Below are 18,317 nucleotides of genomic sequence, written 5' to 3' on the forward strand. Positions count from 1 at the left end.
CCTTGCGCAAATGTAATGTCGCCGTCCGCCTGCTGTCGCGGACGGCTCAATAAAGTGGCGATGCGCCGGTGCCGCCCGGCCGGCGCGGCCCGACCGATCGACCCAAAGGCGTTCCGAAAATGCGTCCCCATCCCGCTACCCCGATCCTGCCGCGCATCCCGCCGCGTCCGGTACAGCTGTCCGTCGTCATCTGCTTCCTGAACGAGCGCGAGGCGCTGCCGCTGTGCCACGCGCGGCTGCGGCAGGTGCTGGACGCCCTGCAAGAGCCGTGGGAAATCGTGTTCGTCGACGACGGCAGCCAGGACGGCAGCGCCGAATACGTCGCCGGACTGATGGCCCGCGAGCCCGGCCTGAAACTGGTGCGCCTGAGCCGCAACTTCGGCAAGGAAGCCGCCATGACCGCCGGCCTGGAACACGCGGCCGGCGCCGCCGTCATCCTGCTGGACGCCGACCTGCAGGACCCGCCCGAGCTGATCCCCGACATGGTGCGCGCCTGGCGCGAGGGCGCCGACGTGGTCGGCATGCGGCGCCGCAGCCGCGCCGGCGAAGGCTGGTTCAAGCGCGCCTCGGCCTACGCCTACTACCGCTTGCTGAGCCGGCTGAGCCGCGCCCCGATCCCGCCCGACACCGGCGACTTCCGCCTGATGAGCCGTCGCGCCGTCGATGCGCTGCTGCGGCTGCCCGAGAGATGCCGCTACATGAAGGGCCTGTACGCCTGGGTCGGCATGCCGACCCGCGTCATCGACTACGACCGCGCCCCGCGCGCCGCCGGCGCCACCAAGTGGAACGTCTTCGCGCTGCTGCGGCTGGCGCTGGAAGGCATCACCTCGTTCTCGATCGCGCCGCTGCGCTGGGCCACGGTCGCCGGCGTGACGGCCGCGCTGCTGGGCGCCCTGTTCGGTATCGTCATCATCTTCAAGACGCTGATCCACGGCGACGACGTCCAGGGCTACCCCTCGCTGATGGCCATGATCACGTTCCTGAGCGGCATCCAGCTGATCACCATCGGGCTGTTGGGCGAATACATGGGCAAGACCTACATGGAATCCAAGCAGCGCCCGGTCTACCTGGTGCGCGACGTACAGCACAGCGCCGTGGCCGCCCTGCCGCTGGCCGACACCGCCAAGGGTCCGCATGCGGTTAACTTCTAGGGGCCTGCTGCTGGGCCTGGGCGGCATCCTGGCGCTGCGCCTGCTGGCGATGGCGATGATGCCGTTCGCCGACACCTCCGAACCGCGCTACGCCGAGATCGCCCGCCTGATGGCGGCGACCGGCGACTGGATCACCCCGTGGTTCGAGCCGGGCGAGCCGTTCTGGGGCAAGCCGCCGCTGGCCTTCTGGGCCCAGGCGCTGTCCATCCGGCTGTTCGGCCTGTCGGAACTGGCGGTGCGCCTGCCGTCGTGGCTGGCCATGCTGGGCGTGCTGGCGCTGGTCCACCGCTGCGCGCGCCAGTTGCGCGGCGAGCAGGCCGCGCGCTGGGCCACGCTGCTGTTCGCCACCATGCTGCTGCCGTACGCCAGCGCCGGCGCGGTGCTGACCGACGCCTTCCTGGCCCTGGGGATCACGCTGTCGATGGTGTCGTTCCTGCTGGCGCCGCGCGACCCGCGGCCGCTGTGGCGCTATGGCTTCTTCGTCGGCCTGGCCATCGGCCTGCTTGCCAAGGGCCCACTGGCGCTGGCGCTGACCGCCGGCGCGATGGTGCCGTGGATGCTGTGGCACCGCAATGGGCGCGCGCAATTACGCGCGCTGCCGTGGGCGGCGGGCATCGCCCTGACGCTGACGCTGGCGCTGCCCTGGTACATCGCGGCCGAACTGAAGACGCCCGGGTTCCTGCGCTACTTCATCGTCGGCGAGCACATCCTGCGTTTCGTCGATCCGGGCTGGCAGGGCGACCGTTACGGTTCGGCCCACCAGCGCCCCTATGGCAGCATCTGGCTGGACTGGCTGCTGGCGACCATGCCGTGGGGCCTGGCCTGGCTCGGCCTGCTGCTGTGGCCGCGACGCGACGATCCGCTGCGGCGCCGCGTCGCGACGGCGGCGCGCGACCCCGACCTGACCTACCTGCTGGCCTGGGGGCTGGCCACGCCAGCGTTCTTCACCCTGTCGGGCAACATCCTGTGGACCTATGTGCTGCCGGCGCTGCCGCCCGTGGCGCTGGCGCTGGGCATGCAGGTGGCACAGTGGCGCGCCGCGCGCCCGGCCGGGCTGATACTGGCGGGCATGGCGCTGGCGCCCGCCGCCGCGCTGGTCCTGGCCCTGCTGGCCTGGGCGCAGCCGGCGCACTACAAGACGGAAAAGCAGCTGGTGCGGCGCGCCGAAGCCGCCATGCGGGCCGACGACCGGCTCTATTTCGTCGGCAGCCGCCCGTTCTCCGCCCGCTACTATTCGGGCGGCACGGCCGGCCTGGTGGACGACCCGCAGGCCCTGGCCGCGGTGCTGCCGGCCGCCTGCCAGCGGGTCTTCCTGGCCGTGCGCAAGCGCGAGGCCACCACGCTGCTGGGGACCTGGCGCGGACGCGTCACGCCGCTGTATTCGAGCCGGCGCTACACCTTGCTGCTGGTGACGGGCGAGAGCGCCACGGCGCCCTGACGGCGCGGCCGCGCTGCCACGTCAGCGCGCGCCGCGCCAGCGCATCAGGCTCAGGATCTCGAACAGGATCTGCGCGCCCGCGTGCGCCGTGTTGGCGGTGGCGTCGTACGACGGCGCCACTTCCACCAGGTCGCCGCCGATGATGTCCAGGCCGGCCAGCCCGCGCAGCATGGCCTGGGCCTCGCGCACGGTCACCCCGCCGACCTCGGGCGTGCCGGTGCCGGGCGCGAAGGCCGGATCCAGGCAGTCGATATCGAACGACACATAGACCGGCGCGTCGCCGACCACGGCGCGCGCCTGGGCGATGACGGCCTCCACGCCCAGGCGCGGAATATCCTCGGCGTGGATCACCGTCATGCCCGACTCGTACGAGAATTCCCACAGGTATTCGGCCGAGCCGCGGATGCCGATCTGGATGGCGCGGGTGGGGTCGAGCACGCCTTCCAGCACCGCCTGCCGGAACGGCCCGCCATGATGGAAGCGGCTGCCGTCGAACGGCCCGCCGGTATCGCAGTGCGCATCGAAATGCACCAGCGCCACCGGTTGCCGAGCGCCCAGCGCGCGCAGGATCGGCAGCGTCACGGAATGGTCGCCGCCCACCGACAGCGGCGTCACGCCCGCCGCCACGATCTTGGCGTAGGCGGCGTGGATATCCTCGTGCGACTGCTCCAGGCTGTAGCGGCTGCGCATCGGCACGTCGCCGATATCGGCGACCCGCAGCTCGCGCACCGGCGCACATCGCAGCGCGTGGTTATAGGGCCCGACCCGCTCAATGGCGCGCAAAGCCCGCGGTCCGAAGCGGCAGCCGCTGCGATTGCTCGCGCCCAGGTCCATCGGCACGCCCGTCAGCGCCACCTGCAGATCACCGAAATCGGGCCGGTCCCAGTCGATCTGCCGCGTGGGCGCGTCCAGCAGGGTGGGCATGCCGGCATAGGGCGCGCTGCGCGTGCCGCTTTCGTCGATGACGTTGGCCGCCACCGCGCGGAAATGCGGGTCGTGGATGACGGCCTCGTTGGCTCCGCCGAACCGGGCGCGCAGCGCGGCCAGCTTCTCGGGCGTGAAGGTCATGGAATGCTCCTGGAAGGGGTGTCGCCGGGGACAGGCGCGGCGGCCCGCCCCATCAGGCTGACGATGACAAAGCTGAGGACGCTGACGGCCAGGCTGGCGTAGATCGGCGTGTTGGCCGCCAGGCCGTCGCGGATCATGAAGCCGATCGCCGTGGCGCAGCCCAGCAGCATGCTGGCGATGGCGCCCGGCGTGGTGGCGCGGCGCCACCAGATGGCGCCCAGGATCGGCACCAGCATGCCGCCCACCAGCAGGTTGTAGGCGCAGGTCAACGCGTTCAGCACGTCGTCGACCGCCAGCGCGATGCCGAGCGTGGCCAGGCCGACCAGCAGCGTCACCAGGCGATGGCTGCGCACCTGCGTGAAACCGCGTCCGCCGCGCAAGGCCGGCAACAGGTCTTCGGACAGCACCGTCGCCGATGCCAGCATCGCCGCGCTGGCCGTGGACATCATCGCCGCCAGCGCCGCCGCGATCACCAGGCCGCGGATGCCCTCCGGCAGGCCCGCCTGCACGATGGCGGCGAAGGCGTTGTTGACGTTGTCCAGGTCGGGCAGCAGCACCCTGGCCGTCATGCCGATCAACGCGCCCACCAGGCCGTAGACGATGCAATACACGCCCGCCGCCGCGCCCGCCACCCGCGCCACGCCCTCGCTGCGGGCGGTGAACACGCGTTGCCAGATGTCCTGGCCGATCAGGATGCCGAAGAAATAGATCAGGAAGTACGTCAGCACCGTGGGCCAGCCGATGGTGGCGAACTCGAAGCTGGACGCCGGCAGCCGGGCCACCAGCTGGTCCCAGCCGCCCACCCGCGACAGGCAGATCGGCAGCAGGATGAACATCAGGCCGACGGTCTTGATGAGGAACTGCACGATGTCCGTCAGCGTCAGCGACCACATGCCGCCCACCGCCGAATACACCACCACCACGCCGCCGCCCACCAGGATCGACAGCCAGAAGGGCAGGTCGAACAACACCTGCATCACGGTGCCGATCGCGATCACCGAGGTGGCCGCCAGCATCAGCGCGTAGGCCATCATCACCAGCGCGCTGACGTGCCTGGTGCGCGCGCTGTAGCGGTACTCCAGGATCTGCGTCACGGTGAAGATGCGCAGCTTCAGCAGCGGCTTGGCCAGGAACACATTGAGCACGATGATGCCCAGGCCCAGCATGGCGCACAGCCAGAAGCCGGAGATGCCGTACACATAACCCAGCCGGACCGTGCCGACCGTGCTGGCGCCGCCCAGGACGGTGGCCGCCATGGTGCCCATGTAGAAACCTGGCCCCAGGTTGCGGCCCGCCACCAGGAAATCCTCGTGCGTCTTCGCCCGCCGCATGCCATACCAGCCCAGCAGCAGCATGGCGGCCAGGTACAGCATCACGACGCCTATGTCCAAAACCATGTCCTTCCCCTTGTGTCGCCGCGTGCGTCGCAAGGCGCGCACGCTGATTGACTGCCGCCGGAAAACAGCTATTGACGTAGAAGTGAATCCGGAAAACTCGCGCATTCCGGCCCCGATCGGCTCGCTCGCCGCCGGCGGCGTCGGCGTCGATCCAAATCGGCAACTCCGGTGGAATAATAGGAATCCGCTCTTTTTCCATCCATATCTGGTTCGGAAAATTCACATCGATGTTCATCAATGTTTAGTCGGTAGTTACCCTATGCTCTCGAACGTCTCCGACCTCGACCTGCGGCTGATCCGGGTCTTCCTGACCATCGTCGACGCCGGCGGCGTGTCGGCCGCGCAGGCGCTGCTGGGCGTGGGCCAGTCCACCATCAGCAGCCAGCTCGCCACCCTCGAAACCCGGCTCGGCTTCACGCTGTGCGAACGCGGCCGCGGCGGCTTTCGCCTGAGCGCCAAGGGGCAGCGCTTCGACAAGCTGGCGCGCCGCGCGCTGGCCTCGCTGGACGACTTCAGCGCGCAGGCGCGCAACATGCATCGGCAGCTGGTGGGCAACCTGACGCTGGGCCTGATCGGCAACGCGACCATGGCGCAGAACGCGCGCATCGGCCACGCCATCGAGAGATTCCGCCGGCGCGACGAAGCCGTGCGCCTGTCGGTACTGATCCGCAGTCCGCGTGAACTGGAAGAACTGATCCTGAAGGACGAGATGCAGGTCGCCATCGGCTACTTCCTGCACCGGGTGCCGATGCTCGACTACACCGCGCTGTTCCATGAACGCCAGATCGCCTACTGCGGCGCCACCCATCCGCTGGCGGCGCGCGCCGGCCGCGTCACCGAACAGGACATCGCCGACGCCGACTGGACCTGGCGCACCTACCCCTTGCCCGAATCCTCGTTCGCCGGCCGGCCGCGCCACATCACCTCCGAGGCCGACAACATGGAGGCCGCGCTGATCCTGATCCTGTCGGGCGCGCACCTGGGCTACCTGCCCGAGCACTACGCGGCGCCGTACGTGGCCGCCGGCCTGCTCCACGCGCTGGACGCCAACGCCTACCACTACGACGTCGAGATCAGCATGGTGGCGAAGCGGCGCAGCCACCTGGACGACATCGCCGCGGCCTTTCTCGAGGACATGCGCGCGGCCCTGCTGGACGCGCCGGCCCCGCCGCCGTGATATACCTGTGCCGCGCGCGGCGTCCGCACCAGGCCCCGCGCGCCGCATACCAGGAGCCCGCATGTCCACCACCGCCACCTTGAATTCCGCCGCCGCCGCGCCGCGCCGCATGACCGTCCCGGCCTTTCGCGCCCGCAAGCGCGCCGAGCCGCTGGTCATGCTCACCGCCTACACCGCGCGCATGGCCGAACTGCTCGACCCCCACTGCGACGCGCTGCTGGTGGGCGACAGCCTGGCGCAGACCATCTACGGCCTGCCGTCCACCGTGCCGGTCACGCTCGACATGATGATCGCGCACGGCGCCGCCGTGGCGCGCGGCGCGCGCCAGGCGCTGGTGGTGGTCGACATGCCTTTCGGCAGCTACGAGGAAAGCCCGCAGCAGGCCTTCCGCTCGGCCGCGCGGGTCCTGAAGGAAACGGGCGCCAGCGCGGTCAAGCTGGAAGGCGGCCAGGCCATGGCGCCCGCCATCGCCTATCTGTCGGCGCGCGGCATTCCGGTCATGGCGCACATCGGCCTCACGCCACAGGCCGTGAACATTCTCGGCGGCTACGGCGCGCGCGGCCGCGGCGACGCCGAGTACGCCCGCATCGCGGCCGATGCCGCGGCGGTAGCCGACGCGGGCGCCTTCGCGGTGGTGATCGAAGGCGTGGTCGAACCGCTGGCGCTGGCCATCACCGAAGCCATCGCCTGCCCCACCATCGGCATCGGCGCGTCCGCCGGCTGCGACGGCCAGGTGCTGGTGGTCGACGACATGCTCGGCATGTTCGACCGCACGGCGCGCTTCGTGAAACGCTACGACACCCTGTCGGCCCGCATCCAGGACGCCGCCCGCGACTACGCCGCCGACGTGCGCGCGCGCCGCTTCCCCGAGGCGGAACACCTGTACGGCTAGGCCGCCGGCGGCCGGGCGATCCGGCCCCGTCCGCGTTTGTCGCTAGAATCAAGCCATGCCCGATTTCCGCGCCCGCCGCGCATTCTCCCTTCGCCAGCCATGAACCCGCCCCGCCACGACACGCCCCAGCTGCAGGACGCGATCGCCGACGCGATCAGCACCGCCACGCGCGGCGCGGGCCGCGTCAACATCCTGGTCGCCGGCAAGACCGGCGTGGGCAAGAGCACGCTCATCAACGCGGTGTTCCGCGGCGACCTGGCCAAGACCGGCGCCGGCAGGCCGGTCACGCAGACCACGCAGGAATTCTCGCGGCCCGGCCATCCGCTCACCATCATCGATACCCGCGGCCTGGAGGTCGGCGATTACGCCCGTTCGCGCCAGCAACTGGCCGACCTGATCCGCGAGCGCGCCGCTTCGGACGACCAGGACCGGCACCTGCACGTGGCCTGGCTCTGCATCCAGGACAGCAGCCACCGCGTCGAGGATGCCGAGATCGAGCTGTGCGCGCTGCTGGCCGATGCCGGCATCCCGGTCATCGGCGTGCTCACCAAGGCCCGCAAGAACAGCCTCTTCCTGGAACAGGCGCGGGCGCTGCTGCCGCGCGCGCGCCAGGTGGTGGCGGTGCGCGCGCTGCCCGAACGCATCGAGGAACTGGACGCCGACCTGCCGCCGATGGGTCTGGACGCGCTGATCGAAGCCACCGCCGCCTTCATCCCCGAATCGCAGCAGCGCGCCTACGCCAATGCGCTCTCGACCCGCAACCAGAAAGCCCTGGAAGTAAAAAAAAAGCGGGCTGAAATAGAGGTGAACGTCGCCGCCGGACTGGCCGCCTCGGCCGCCGCCGCGCCGATTCCGTTTTCCGACGCCGTGGCGCTGGTGCCGATCCAGGTCGGCATGATCGCCAAGATCGGCATCACCTTCGGCATGGAATTGAACACCGCCGCCATCAGCACGCTGGTCACGTCCACGCTGGGCGCGTCCGCGGCCACGCTGGTCGGGCGTTCGGTGGTGTCGGGCCTGCTGAAGTTCATCCCCGGCGCCGGCAGCGCGATCGGCGGCACCATCGCCGCCACCACCGCCGGCGCCATCACCAAACTGCTGGGCAACGCCTACATCGCGGTGTTGTACGACTTCTGCCAGAAGCATCCGGGCCAGGATCTCGACATCCCCATGATCACGCAGGCCCTCAAGCAACGCATGAAACCCTGAGCCTGTTACCCAACGCAAAGATAGGACTTAATGCGTCAAGATCGGCAAGGATCGGCTTTTCCGCGCATTGCCGGTAAATAATCTCGGCGGCACGACGTAAACGTAGTGCCGCGAATCCCGCAACGCCTGCCCACTCCCAATGATCATCGACCATTCCGACGTCATGTATCGGCACCTCGTGCAAGGTGTCGTTGACTACGCTATCTACATGTTGAACCCCGACGGCACCGTCGCCAACTGGAACGCCGGCGCCGAGCGCGCCAAGGGGTATACGCGGGACGAAATCGTGGGGCGGCATTTTTCCTGCTTCTACAGCCCCGCCGACCAGGCCTCGGGCCTGCCGGGACGCGGCCTGAGCATCGCCCGCGAGCAGGGCCGCTTCGAGGCCGAGGGCTGGCGCATCCGCAAGGACGGCACGCCGTTCTGGGCGCACGTGGTGATCGACGCCATCCTCGACGACGCCGGCGCGCTCATCGGCTACGCCAAGATCACGCGCGATTGCACCGAGCGCCGCGAACGCGAACTGCAGGTGCTGCACGCCAAGGAACTGGCCGAGCGCTACAACAGCGAGCTGACCTCGCTGTCGAGTTTCCTGGAAGCCGTGGTCTCGCACATCCCGTCCTGCGTGCTGGTGCTGGACGCGGTGTCGCGCCGCATCCTGCTGGCCAACCGGCAGACCGAAAACGTCTTCGGCGCGCGCCGCGATCAGATGCAGGGCCACACCATGCAGCAATGCCTGCCGCCCGCGGTCCATGAATTCTTCGAGCGCCTGACCAACGACGCCCTGCGCTCGGACGGCGCCTTGCGCGAAGCCGGCCAGGAAGAGGTCGTCACCGAACGCGGCCCGCGCACGCTGCGCAGCAAGACGCTGGTGTTCCACAGCAGCGATCCGCGCTCGCGCTACGTGCTGCTGATCGCCGACGACATCACCGACGAGAACGCGGCCCAGGCCCAGGTGCGCTACATGGCGCACCACGACACGCTCACCGGCATTCCCAACCGCCGCCTGTTCCGCGAACGGCTGCTCAAGGCGCTGTCGCCCGAGGGCCGCGAGCGCAGCGCCGCGGTGCTGTGCCTGGACCTGGACAACTTCAAGAGCGTCAACGACACGCTCGGCCACCAGTACGGCGACGAACTGCTGCGCCAGCTGGCGCGTCGCCTGGCCAAGAACCTGCGCGAGCAGGACACCCTGGCGCGCCTGGGCGGCGACGAATTCGCGGTGGTGCTGCCCGGCATCGAAAAGACCGACGACCTGCGCCAGATGGCCCAGCGCCTGATCGACGCGGTGCGCGAACCCTTCCAGGTCGACGGCCACACCGTGCCGGTCAGCGTCAGCATCGGCATCGCCCGGGCCACCGCGCAGGAATGTGGCGCCGACCATCTGCTGCGCTACGCCGACATGGCGCTGTACGAAGCCAAGCGCAACGGCCGCAACTGCCTGGCGTTCTTCAAGCCCGAAATGGAGGCGGCCGCGCTCAAGCGCCACGAAATGGAGATGGACCTGCGCCAGGCCATCCTGTCGCAGCAGCTGCAGCTGTACTACCAGCCCATCAAGGACGCCAGCCATGTCCGCACGGTGGGGCGCGAAGCGCTGATGCGCTGGCAGCACCCGGCCAAGGGCCTCATCATGCCCAACGACTTCATCCCGATCGCCGAAGAGACCGGGCTGATCCACGAGCTGGGCGCCTTCACGCTGCATGAAGCCTGCCGCGAAGCCATGACCTGGGACGCGCACGAAACCGTGGCGGTGAACCTGTCGGCCACGCAGTTCACCAACAATGCGCTGGTCTCGCTGGTGGAATCGGCCCTGGCCACGTCCGGCCTGCCGGCGCGGCGGCTGGAGCTGGAGATCACCGAATCGGTGCTGCTGGCCAACTCCGAAGCCAACCTGACCACGCTCAACCGGCTCAAGCAGCTGGGCGTGAAAGTGGCGCTGGACGATTTCGGCACCGGCTATTCCTCGCTGGGCTACCTGCGCACCTTCGAGTTCGACAAGATCAAGATCGACAAGTCCTTCACGCAGGACGTCGAATCGAGCAAGGAGGCGCTGGCCATCATCCGCGCCATCAACGGCATCGGCCGCAGCCTCGATATCCCCACCACCGCCGAGGGGGTGGAGACCGCGGCCCAGCTGGAAAGGCTGACTCAGGAAGGCTGCTCGCACTTCCAGGGCTTCCTGCTGGGACGGCCGGTGTCGCACGAGCCGCCGCAGCCCGAATAGGCCGCGGCGCCCCCGGCGCGGCTCAGTCCTTGAGCAGCGCCTGGCTGGCGCGGGCCGCGGCCTGCGCGGCGGCCTGGCGGCCACGCACGAGTTCGAACAGGTTCTTCGGATCGGCCAGTCGCGGCGCCACTTCCACCCGGGTGCCGATGCCATGCTTGACCGCGCTGTCGCGCAGCCAGCGCAGGGCCGAGAAGTCCTCGAGCGCGAAGCCCACGGAGTCGAACACGGTGATGTCGCGATCGCCCTGGCGGCCGGCGCTCTGGCCCGTCAGCACGCGCCACAGCTCGGTCACCGCGAAGTCGGCGGGCATCTGCTGCAGGTCGCCCTCGATGCGCGTCTGCGGCTCGTATTCGACGAACACCGGACCCGCGCGCAGCACGTCGGCGTGCAGCTCGGTCTTGCCCGGGCAGTCGCCGCCCACGGCGTTGATGTGCATGCCCGGCTCGATCATGTCGGCGGTCAGGATGGTGGCGTAGGCCTTGTCGGCCGTCACCGTGGTCACGATATCCACGCCCTTGGCGGCCGCGGCGGTGCTGTCGAAGCGTCGCAGGCGCAAGCCGGGCACGCCGGCCAGGTTGCGTTCGAGCTTGTCGGTGGCGGCCGGATCGACGTCGTACAGGTGCAGCGTGTCGATGCCCAGGATGTGATGGAACGCCAGCGCCTGGAATTCACTTTGCGCGCCGTTGCCGATCAACGCCATGCTGCGCGAGCCCGGACGGGCCAGGGCGCGGGCGGCCAGCGCCGACGTGGCGGCGGTGCGCAGCGCGGTGGTCAGCGTCAGTTCGCTGATCAGCAGCGGTTCGCCGGTGTTGACCTGCGCCAGCGCGCCAAAGGCCATCACGGTGCTCAGGCCGGCCGTCGGATTGCCGGGATGGCCGTTGACGTACTTGAAGCTGTAGAGATCGTTGTCGGCCGTGGGCATCAGTTCGATCACGCCGGTCGCCGAATGGCTGGCGACGCGCGCGCTCTTGTCGAACTCCTGCCAGCGCAGGAAATCGGCCAGCAGATAATCCAGCAGATCCTCGAATACCTTGCGCGGGCCCTGTGCGGCCACGATCTTCGCGACGTCGGTGGTGGTGAGCAGTGTCGTCATTATTTTCCCCTGATGTTTCGGTACAGAAATTCTGTCCGATGCCCAGGTCAATGCCTAGCGCCCACTTTCCACACAAAATGCAAGGAACCTGCCATTCTGGCAACGGCCGATGCCACTTGTCGCAATCCGGCCGTGGCGCTGCTGGTAATCCCTGATATGCCGCGAACTGCGCCTAAACCGCGTCACTCGCGCGCAACTCCGCCGGCAGGTGCTCGCGCATGACCTCGATGAAACGCCGCAGCCGGGCCGGCTGCAAGCGCGACGGCGCGTAGATCAGGTAGACAGGCAAGGGCGGGGCGAACCAGTCCGGCGCCAGCTGCACCAGCCGGCCGCTGGCCAGATCATCGCGCAGCGCCCAGGCCGACGCGATGCCCACCCCCAGGCCCAGCAACGCCGCCTTGCGCAGCGCATACAGGCCGTCGGTGGACAGGCGCGGCACGATGTCGATGCACATCACCTCGCCGGTGCGCACGTGCGTCAGGCTGACTTCGTCGCGGTAGAACGTGCGCAGCGCCAGCCACGGCAGCGCCGCCAGCTCGGACGGATGCAGGGGCAGGGGGCCGTCGCCCAGCAACGATGGCGCCGCCATGACGCTGCGCGACACCTGGCCCAGCTTGACCGCCACCACCGACGGATCCTGCACCGGCCCGACCTTGATCGCGCAATCGATGTTCTCGGCAATGAAATCCGGCACGCGGTCGTGCAGCAGCCATTCCACCCGCATCCTCGGATACTGGCGCAGGTAGTGCGCCAGCGCCTCCATGAACTGGTTCTGGCCGAACGCGTGCGGCGCCACCACCCGCAGCGATCCGGCCAGTTCCTCGCCGGCGCCGCGCACCTCGCTCTCGAGCGACTGCCAGGTGGTCATCAGTTCCCGGGCCCGCTCGTAACAGCGCTGGCCGTCGTCGGTCAGCCGGATCGCATGGGTCGAGCGCTGCAGCAGCCGCACCCCCAGCGTGCGCTCCAGCAGTTGCAGCCGGCGGCTGACCGTGGGCTGCGTCGCCCCCAGCTGCGAAGCCGCCGCCGACAGGCTGCCTGCCTCCACGATACGTATGAAGGTTTCGAGCAACAGCAGGCGGTCGGTGCCGGTCGCGGCGGGCAGGGCGGGGATGGTCATACGCCAATCGTATAACGGATCTACCCGGCGGACGGCTACCCACGGCCCGGGCGGACGCTCAGAATCTGCGCCGTACCCCCTTCGCGGCATCTTTCCTGAACGGAACCCCCCTCATGTCCTCCGATACCCGGGCGCATCCCGCGCCCCCCACCCAAGATCCGTCCGCCGGACTGGTCCTGCTGCTCGCCATGGGCGCCGGCCTGGCCGTTGCGTCCCTGTATTACAACCAACCGATGCTGGGCATCCTGGGCGCGGACCTGCACGCCAGCGCCAGCCAGCTCGGCTGGATTCCGACGCTGACCCAGCTGGGCTATGCGTTCGGCATCCTGCTGCTGGCGCCGCTGGGCGACCGCTACGACCGCAAGCGCATCGTCCTGATCAAGGCCGCCGCCCTCGCCGCGGCGCTGCTGCTGGCCGCCGTCGCCCCCGCCATCGGCGTGCTGCTGGCCGCCAGTTTCGCCATCGGCCTGTCCGCCACCCTGGCGCAGGACATCGTGCCCGCCGCCGCCACGCTGGCGCCGCCCGCGCATCGCGGCCGCATCGTCGGCACCGTGATGACCGGCCTGCTGCTGGGCATCCTGCTGTCGCGCGTCATCAGCGGCTTCGTCGCCGAACAGCTCGGCTGGCGCACCATGTTCCTGGCCGCCGCGGTGTCGATCGTGGCGCTGGGCGCGGCCCTGTGGCGCGGCCTGCCGGCGTTCGCCCCGACCTCGCGGCTGCCCTACGCCGAACTGCTGCGCTCGCTGCCCCGGCTGTGGCGCCAGCACGGCGAACTGCGCCGCGCCGCGACCGCGCAGGGCCTGCTGTCGCTGGGCTTCAGCGCGTTCTGGTCGACCCTGGCGGTCATGCTGCACGAGGCGCCGTTCCACCTCGGCGCGGCGGCGGCCGGCGCCTTCGGCCTGGCCGGCGCCGCTGGCGCCCTGGCGGCGCCGCTGGCCGGCCGCTATGCCGACCGGCGCGGCCCCAACGCCGTCAGCCGCCTGGGCGCCGCGCTGACCGCGGTGTCGTTCGCCACCATGGCACTGCTGCCGCTGCTGTCGGCCCAATCCGGCCTGTGGCTGATCGCCGCCAGCGCCATCGGCTTCGACCTGGGCATCCAGGTGGCGCTGATCGCGCACCAGAGCATCGTCTACGGCATCGACCCCGCCGCGCGCAGCCGGCTCAACGCGGTGCTGATGGTCAGCGTATTCATCGGCATGGCCGCGGGCGGCGCGCTGGGCAGCCTGGCGCTGGCGCACTGGGGCTGGATCGGCGTGACCGCGGTGGCCACGGCCGCGGCGGTCGGCGCCCTGGCCTTGCGCGTCTGGCCCACCCGGCGGGATCTCAGTGTTGGGGGTCGGCTTCGGGCTGGTTGATCTGCGAGGCGTCGATGATCTCCGCCACCAGCACCGGGCCCGGTCCCTGCAGGTAGTACTCGGCTTCCTGCGGCTCGCGCAGCTTCATGTAGCTGTGTTCGCCGATCTGCATGGTATGCCCGGCGGCCAGTTCGGCGCCGCTGTCGAGCATGTAGGCCATGATGTTGTTGAACATGTTCGAATATTCCTCGCCCTGGTGGTGGCCGTCGGCCAGCACCGCGAAATCGGGCAGGCCGAAACGGTCGCCGCCGTAGGTGCGCATCCACACGCCCTGCACGCCGTCGACCTCGTACTTCACGAAGCCGCAGTACAGCATGGTCAGCGGCAGCGTGCGCAGCACCTCCAGGCTTTCATCGCCCAGCGAATCGTCGGTGAATACGCCGGCCGGCAGCGAGGTATGCGCATGCTCGTTCAGCACCGCGACCGCGTTGAACCGGCCCAGCGCGCCGGCCACCGCGGCCATCGCCACGTATTGCTCCAGCGGATCCTCGTCGAAGCCGGCGTAGTACAGCAGCACGTGGCTGACGTGGGCGCGCACCTGCTCCTTGACCGGCGCCGGGTAGTGCGCCGGCGCCACGCAGACTTCCAGGGCATCGTGCGGCAGCGGCGCGTCGAATCCCACCAGGCGCACCACGTGTTTGCCCCAGCCGACCATCCCCAGCAGCTGCGGCATGTCCGGCTCGATCTCGGCGCGCGCCTGGCGCATGTCGGGATGGTACGCGCGCAGGGCTGCCGCCAGGGCATCGGCCTGCACCGCCAGCGGCGCCGCGAACACCACCTGCAGGCTCAGCGGATGCTCGATGTCGGGATTGGCCGTCAGCGCCGCGGTCTCGCCAGGCGAATCGGAGCGGCCGAAAAAGCGGGAGAAGATACTCATGGTCGGGAGCCTACCTGTCCGGGGGAAAGCGGGGATGCTATCAAGCCCTCGCGACGCGTTGGCCGGCCAGATGCAACAAAAGCCCGCCGCCCGCAACCAGATGTTGAATGGCTACTGTTGAATGGCCGCGCGATCAGCCGCCCACGGCCCTACTTCAATTCCCGCGTCGCCCCGATCACGCGCAGGGTTGGCATCAGCTGGCGCCAGGCGTCCTTGGCGATCGCGGCCGGCCGCTTCAGGTCCGCCGCCGCCGGATCATCCAGCAGGTCGCCCTTGCACGCGAACACGATGCTGTTGGTCATGTCGTCGTCCACCACCTCGAACATCGCGCTGCCGAACGCGGCCCGCACCCGGTCCAGGTACTCGTGGTGCAGCGGATGATTCACATGGAAGTTGATCACCAGAATGCCGTCGTCGCGCAGCGCCCGGTGGCAGTCCGCGTAGAAGTCCGCCGAACACAGCGCGTCGGGAATCCCGGCGTCGTCGAAACCATCGAGCAGCAGCACGTCGGCGGCTTCTTGCAGGCCGCGCACATGATCGGCGCCGTCCGCCTGCACCACCCGGAAGCGGTCGCCGTCGGGCGGCACCATGAACGCCTCGCGCAGCGCGATCACGGCCGGATCGATCTCGACCACCTCGATGCGCGACCGCGCCAGATAGCGGTGGCAGAACTTGGCCAGCGAACCGCCGCCCAATCCCACCATCAGGATGTCGGCGGGCTCCGGCGCGAACAGCACGAAGCCCATCATCATCCGCGTGTACTCGAGGTCGAGCGCATCCGGGTTGAGCGTCGACATGCGGCTCTGGATGACTTTTTCGGAAAAATGCAGGGTGCGGGTGGTGCCGGCGGCCTGCACGTAGGGTTGGGCGGCCGGTGCGCTGGCGCGGGCGGCGTCCGGCGCCACCGGCGCGCCGGACAGGGACAGGGAGGAATCACGGGCGGACATGGGGCAGAAGATACCACCGCCATGGGGCCGCCACGCAGTCTCGGACCGATTCCAAGCGCCTCCCGGTTAAAGAATGCGCGCCGGACTGCCGTACATGTCGTGTCACCTCGCCATCGCGGGCGTCGGCCGACCCGGCCCGTGCCCCCGATGCCACGTGTCCCGCCTTACCGGAACCTCCCATGCAGCCCTTGGCCACCGACAGCCTCCTTCCCTCCGCCGCCCCCACGGGCAACGACCCGCGCGCCGCCAGACGCGACGCCGACCCCGCGGCGCAGGACCCGGACACCGCGACCAGCGACCGCCCGGTCTCGGTCCGCGTGGTGCTCAGCGATGACGCCCTGGAACGCGCCGCCAAGGCGCGCAAGGCCATCTCCCAGCTCGCCGTCGATGCCGCCCAGTCGCGCCAGGACTTCGCCCGTTCCCGCGTCTCGCAGATCAAGCAGCGCATCGAGATGCTCAAGAAAATGCTGATGTTCCTGGGCAAGGCCGCGGCCAAATCCATCCTGCAGGAACTGCGCCAGCTGGCTGGCGAACTCGGCCAGGCCGCCTCGGCGCTCAAAAGCAGCGCCGGCGCCGCGCCGGCCGCGAGCGTCGGCGGCGCCATGGCGGCGCCCGTGGTGCAGGGCGCCAGCGGCCCCGCGACTGGCGCCGCAGTGACGGTTCCGTCGGCCGCCGAGGGCGCCAACGCCGCCGGGCCCACGTCCGACGCTACCGACGACGCCTCATCGGCCCAGGCCGCCGTCCCCAGCGCCGCGACCGCCTCGCGCGCCATGGCGGCCTATGCCGCCGCCAGCGACACCGCCGTCGCGACCTCCGCGGATACGGCCGACGCGGCGGCCACCGCCCCCGCGACGCAGGGCGCGACCCCGACGTCGCGCGACGCCGCCAAGGACGTCTCGGTGCCCGGCGAACAAGACAAACCCGACGGCGCCAGCGGCGAAGACGACAAGACAACCTCCGCCGCTGAATCCCGCCAGGAACGCCAGGTCGAGCAGAAGCAGCGCCAGAACGATGCCCAGGCCGTGCGCGATGCCATCCGCGCCATGAAGGAACTGCTCGCCATGCTCAAGAGCAAGCTACGGCAACAGGACAAGGCCGCCCAGAAGCAGGTCCGCGAAGTCCAGGACGCCCTGGACGAGGCAACCAAGACGGCCCAGGCGATCGAAGGCGGCGGCACGGGTGGCGGCCTGGATAGCGGCATGGGCGGCGCCATGAGCATCGGCGGCGCGGATGCTGGCGGCGGCGCCGGGGCCGCACCCGCCTGACCCCGCGACGGAAGCTCCCGCCCATCGCACCGCCCGCGGCGCGTGGCGGGCGACACTCGGGGCTCAAGGCTCAAGGCTCGGGGCTCGGGGCTCGGGGCTCGGGGCTCGGCAATCGGCATATGATGGCACTCCCTCCTTGTTGCCACGGCCGCCGGTCCCGCCCCTTGCGCCTCATCCGCCCGCTCCTGCTCACTCTCCTGGCCCTCCCGCTGACAGCGATCGCGCAGGCTGACACCGACGCCGCGCAGGCGCGTGCGACCTTGAAGCAACGGGCCATCGAGCCCGAATGGATCGACGACTGTTTCGTCGCCGACAATCCGTTTCGTTACTGCATCTATCTCGACAAGGAAGCCGGCGGGTTCCGCGTCGTGGACGCGCAGTTGCGCGAACCGTACCAGGTATATCTGTTCGACAACGGCCCGGATTATCCGCAGGACGGACGCTATCGCATCCGCCTGGACGGCAAGATCGGCTTCGCGGATGAAGAGACCGGCGCCATCGTCGTGGCCCCGGTCTATGACTGCGCCTTTCCGTTCAAGGACGGCAAGGCCAGTGTCGGCCATGGCTGCAAGAACGAAAGCGACGGCGAACACCGCTGGTGGTCGGGCGGAGACTGGCAGGTCATTAATAAAAACGGACAGACCGTCAAATAACGACCTGATTATCCGGCCGTGTTTTTCATTATCCCGCGCCGACAGAAAGCCCATTAATTTCAGATATTGACGATAACCGCGAATAATCGCAAACTTGCGATCATGCGACGACCGTCGCTTTGCTAGTGCCCATCAACCCGCTTGTTGGAAGTACGAAGGCAAGGAACGAGGTCTGTTGCATGTCAACATTACGCCACCGTTCGCCCTGTTTCTATCAGGCCGGCCCGCCAACGGCGCCGGCCACTCGCATCGCGCGCACCGCCCATGGCCTCCTGGCCGCCGCTCTCCGGGCGCGACGCGATGATGCTCCCGCCTTTCCCGTTACCTTCGCCGACTTCGATCCGGACCTGCTGCCGCTGCACGACATGGGCCTTGCCAGCGCCGCCGTGCGCAATGGCCGCCCGCATCCCGCCGTTTTCGCTGCACTGAATTTCACTGCTGGACATTGAGCGCGCGG

At 69.4% G+C, this 18,317-nt stretch carries 16 protein-coding genes; 9 read left to right on the forward strand and 7 right to left on the reverse strand.

The window, feature by feature from the left end; genetic code table 11:
• The first annotated feature begins 119 nt into the window (after window positions 1-119).
• Window positions 120-1,151, forward strand: coding sequence for a glycosyltransferase family 2 protein (locus tag AC1HFW_RS19385; RefSeq protein ID WP_479284974.1), 1,032 nt, complete (start codon window positions 120-122; stop codon window positions 1,149-1,151).
• Complete coding sequence (locus tag AC1HFW_RS19390) at window positions 1,135-2,589, forward strand: ArnT family glycosyltransferase (protein WP_479284975.1); 1,455 nt, start codon at window positions 1,135-1,137, stop codon at window positions 2,587-2,589. Before AC1HFW_RS19385 ends, AC1HFW_RS19390 begins: the two co-directional genes overlap by 17 nt.
• A gap of 21 nt (window positions 2,590-2,610) precedes the next feature.
• On the opposite strand, the gene speB is transcribed toward AC1HFW_RS19390, so the two are convergent.
• Window positions 2,611-3,657, reverse strand: a complete 1,047-nt coding sequence (speB, locus tag AC1HFW_RS19395) for an agmatinase (RefSeq protein ID WP_479284976.1) — start codon at window positions 3,655-3,657, stop codon at window positions 2,611-2,613.
• Window positions 3,654-5,054 (reverse strand): sodium:solute symporter family protein, encoded by a 1,401-nt coding sequence (locus AC1HFW_RS19400; protein ID WP_479284977.1) that lies wholly within the window; start codon window positions 5,052-5,054, stop codon window positions 3,654-3,656. The genes speB and AC1HFW_RS19400 overlap by 4 nt, the downstream gene beginning before the upstream one ends.
• 259 nt (window positions 5,055-5,313) lie before the next feature.
• On the opposite strand from AC1HFW_RS19400, the gene AC1HFW_RS19405 reads away from it, so the two are divergent.
• The 4 genes from AC1HFW_RS19405 to AC1HFW_RS19420 all read left to right on the forward strand — a co-directional run bounded on the left by AC1HFW_RS19405 (window position 5,314) and on the right by AC1HFW_RS19420 (window position 10,553).
• Window positions 5,314-6,231 (forward strand): LysR family transcriptional regulator, encoded by a 918-nt coding sequence (locus AC1HFW_RS19405; RefSeq protein ID WP_479284978.1) that lies wholly within the window; start codon window positions 5,314-5,316, stop codon window positions 6,229-6,231.
• A gap of 61 nt (window positions 6,232-6,292) precedes the next feature.
• A complete protein-coding gene (panB, locus tag AC1HFW_RS19410) occupies window positions 6,293-7,123 on the forward strand; it encodes a 3-methyl-2-oxobutanoate hydroxymethyltransferase (protein WP_431194597.1) in 831 nt (276 codons plus the stop codon).
• A gap of 99 nt (window positions 7,124-7,222) precedes the next feature.
• A complete protein-coding gene (locus AC1HFW_RS19415; RefSeq protein ID WP_479284979.1) occupies window positions 7,223-8,332 on the forward strand; it encodes a YcjF family protein in 1,110 nt (369 codons plus the stop codon).
• Window positions 8,333-8,471: 139 nt separating this feature from the next.
• Window positions 8,472-10,553, forward strand: coding sequence for a sensor domain-containing protein (locus AC1HFW_RS19420; RefSeq protein ID WP_479284980.1), 2,082 nt, complete (start codon window positions 8,472-8,474; stop codon window positions 10,551-10,553).
• A gap of 22 nt (window positions 10,554-10,575) precedes the next feature.
• Here the strand turns inward: AC1HFW_RS19420 and AC1HFW_RS19425 are convergent, their stop codons facing one another.
• Together AC1HFW_RS19425 and AC1HFW_RS19430 are read right to left on the reverse strand one after the other, a co-directional pair.
• Window positions 10,576-11,646 carry an ornithine cyclodeaminase gene (locus tag AC1HFW_RS19425; RefSeq protein WP_241067318.1) on the reverse strand — a complete coding sequence of 357 codons (1,071 nt, stop codon included), beginning with the start codon at window positions 11,644-11,646 and terminating at the stop codon, window positions 10,576-10,578.
• Between the two features lie 172 nt (window positions 11,647-11,818).
• Window positions 11,819-12,763, reverse strand: a complete 945-nt coding sequence (locus AC1HFW_RS19430; RefSeq protein WP_479284981.1) for a LysR family transcriptional regulator — start codon at window positions 12,761-12,763, stop codon at window positions 11,819-11,821.
• A gap of 113 nt (window positions 12,764-12,876) precedes the next feature.
• Here AC1HFW_RS19430 and AC1HFW_RS19435 point away from each other — a divergent pair, with 113 nt between their 5' ends.
• Window positions 12,877-14,118 (forward strand): MFS transporter, encoded by a 1,242-nt coding sequence (locus AC1HFW_RS19435; RefSeq protein ID WP_061072705.1) that lies wholly within the window; start codon window positions 12,877-12,879, stop codon window positions 14,116-14,118.
• Here AC1HFW_RS19435 and AC1HFW_RS19440 read toward each other — a convergent pair.
• Window positions 14,087-14,995, reverse strand: coding sequence for a DUF4261 domain-containing protein (locus AC1HFW_RS19440; RefSeq protein ID WP_061072706.1), 909 nt, complete (start codon window positions 14,993-14,995; stop codon window positions 14,087-14,089). The two genes, AC1HFW_RS19435 and AC1HFW_RS19440, sit on opposite strands and share 32 nt — an antisense overlap.
• Before the next feature lie 149 nt (window positions 14,996-15,144).
• Complete coding sequence (locus AC1HFW_RS19445) at window positions 15,145-15,942, reverse strand: fused MFS/spermidine synthase (protein ID WP_479284982.1); 798 nt, start codon at window positions 15,940-15,942, stop codon at window positions 15,145-15,147.
• Window positions 15,943-16,121: 179 nt separating this feature from the next.
• Here AC1HFW_RS19445 and AC1HFW_RS19450 point away from each other — a divergent pair, with 179 nt between their 5' ends.
• Window positions 16,122-17,207: a hypothetical protein gene (locus tag AC1HFW_RS19450; RefSeq protein ID WP_479284983.1), complete on the forward strand. Its 1,086-nt coding sequence runs from the start codon at window positions 16,122-16,124 to the stop codon at window positions 17,205-17,207.
• Between the two features lie 164 nt (window positions 17,208-17,371).
• Window positions 17,372-17,860, forward strand: a complete 489-nt coding sequence (locus AC1HFW_RS19455) for a hypothetical protein (RefSeq protein WP_479284984.1) — start codon at window positions 17,372-17,374, stop codon at window positions 17,858-17,860.
• Window positions 17,861-18,048: 188 nt separating this feature from the next.
• Here the strand turns inward: AC1HFW_RS19455 and AC1HFW_RS19460 are convergent, their stop codons facing one another.
• A complete protein-coding gene (locus AC1HFW_RS19460; RefSeq protein ID WP_479284985.1) occupies window positions 18,049-18,306 on the reverse strand; it encodes a hypothetical protein in 258 nt (85 codons plus the stop codon).
• Between the last annotated feature and the right edge of the window lie 11 nt (window positions 18,307-18,317).

It is taken from the genome of Achromobacter sp. ISS7, from assembly GCF_056523125.1.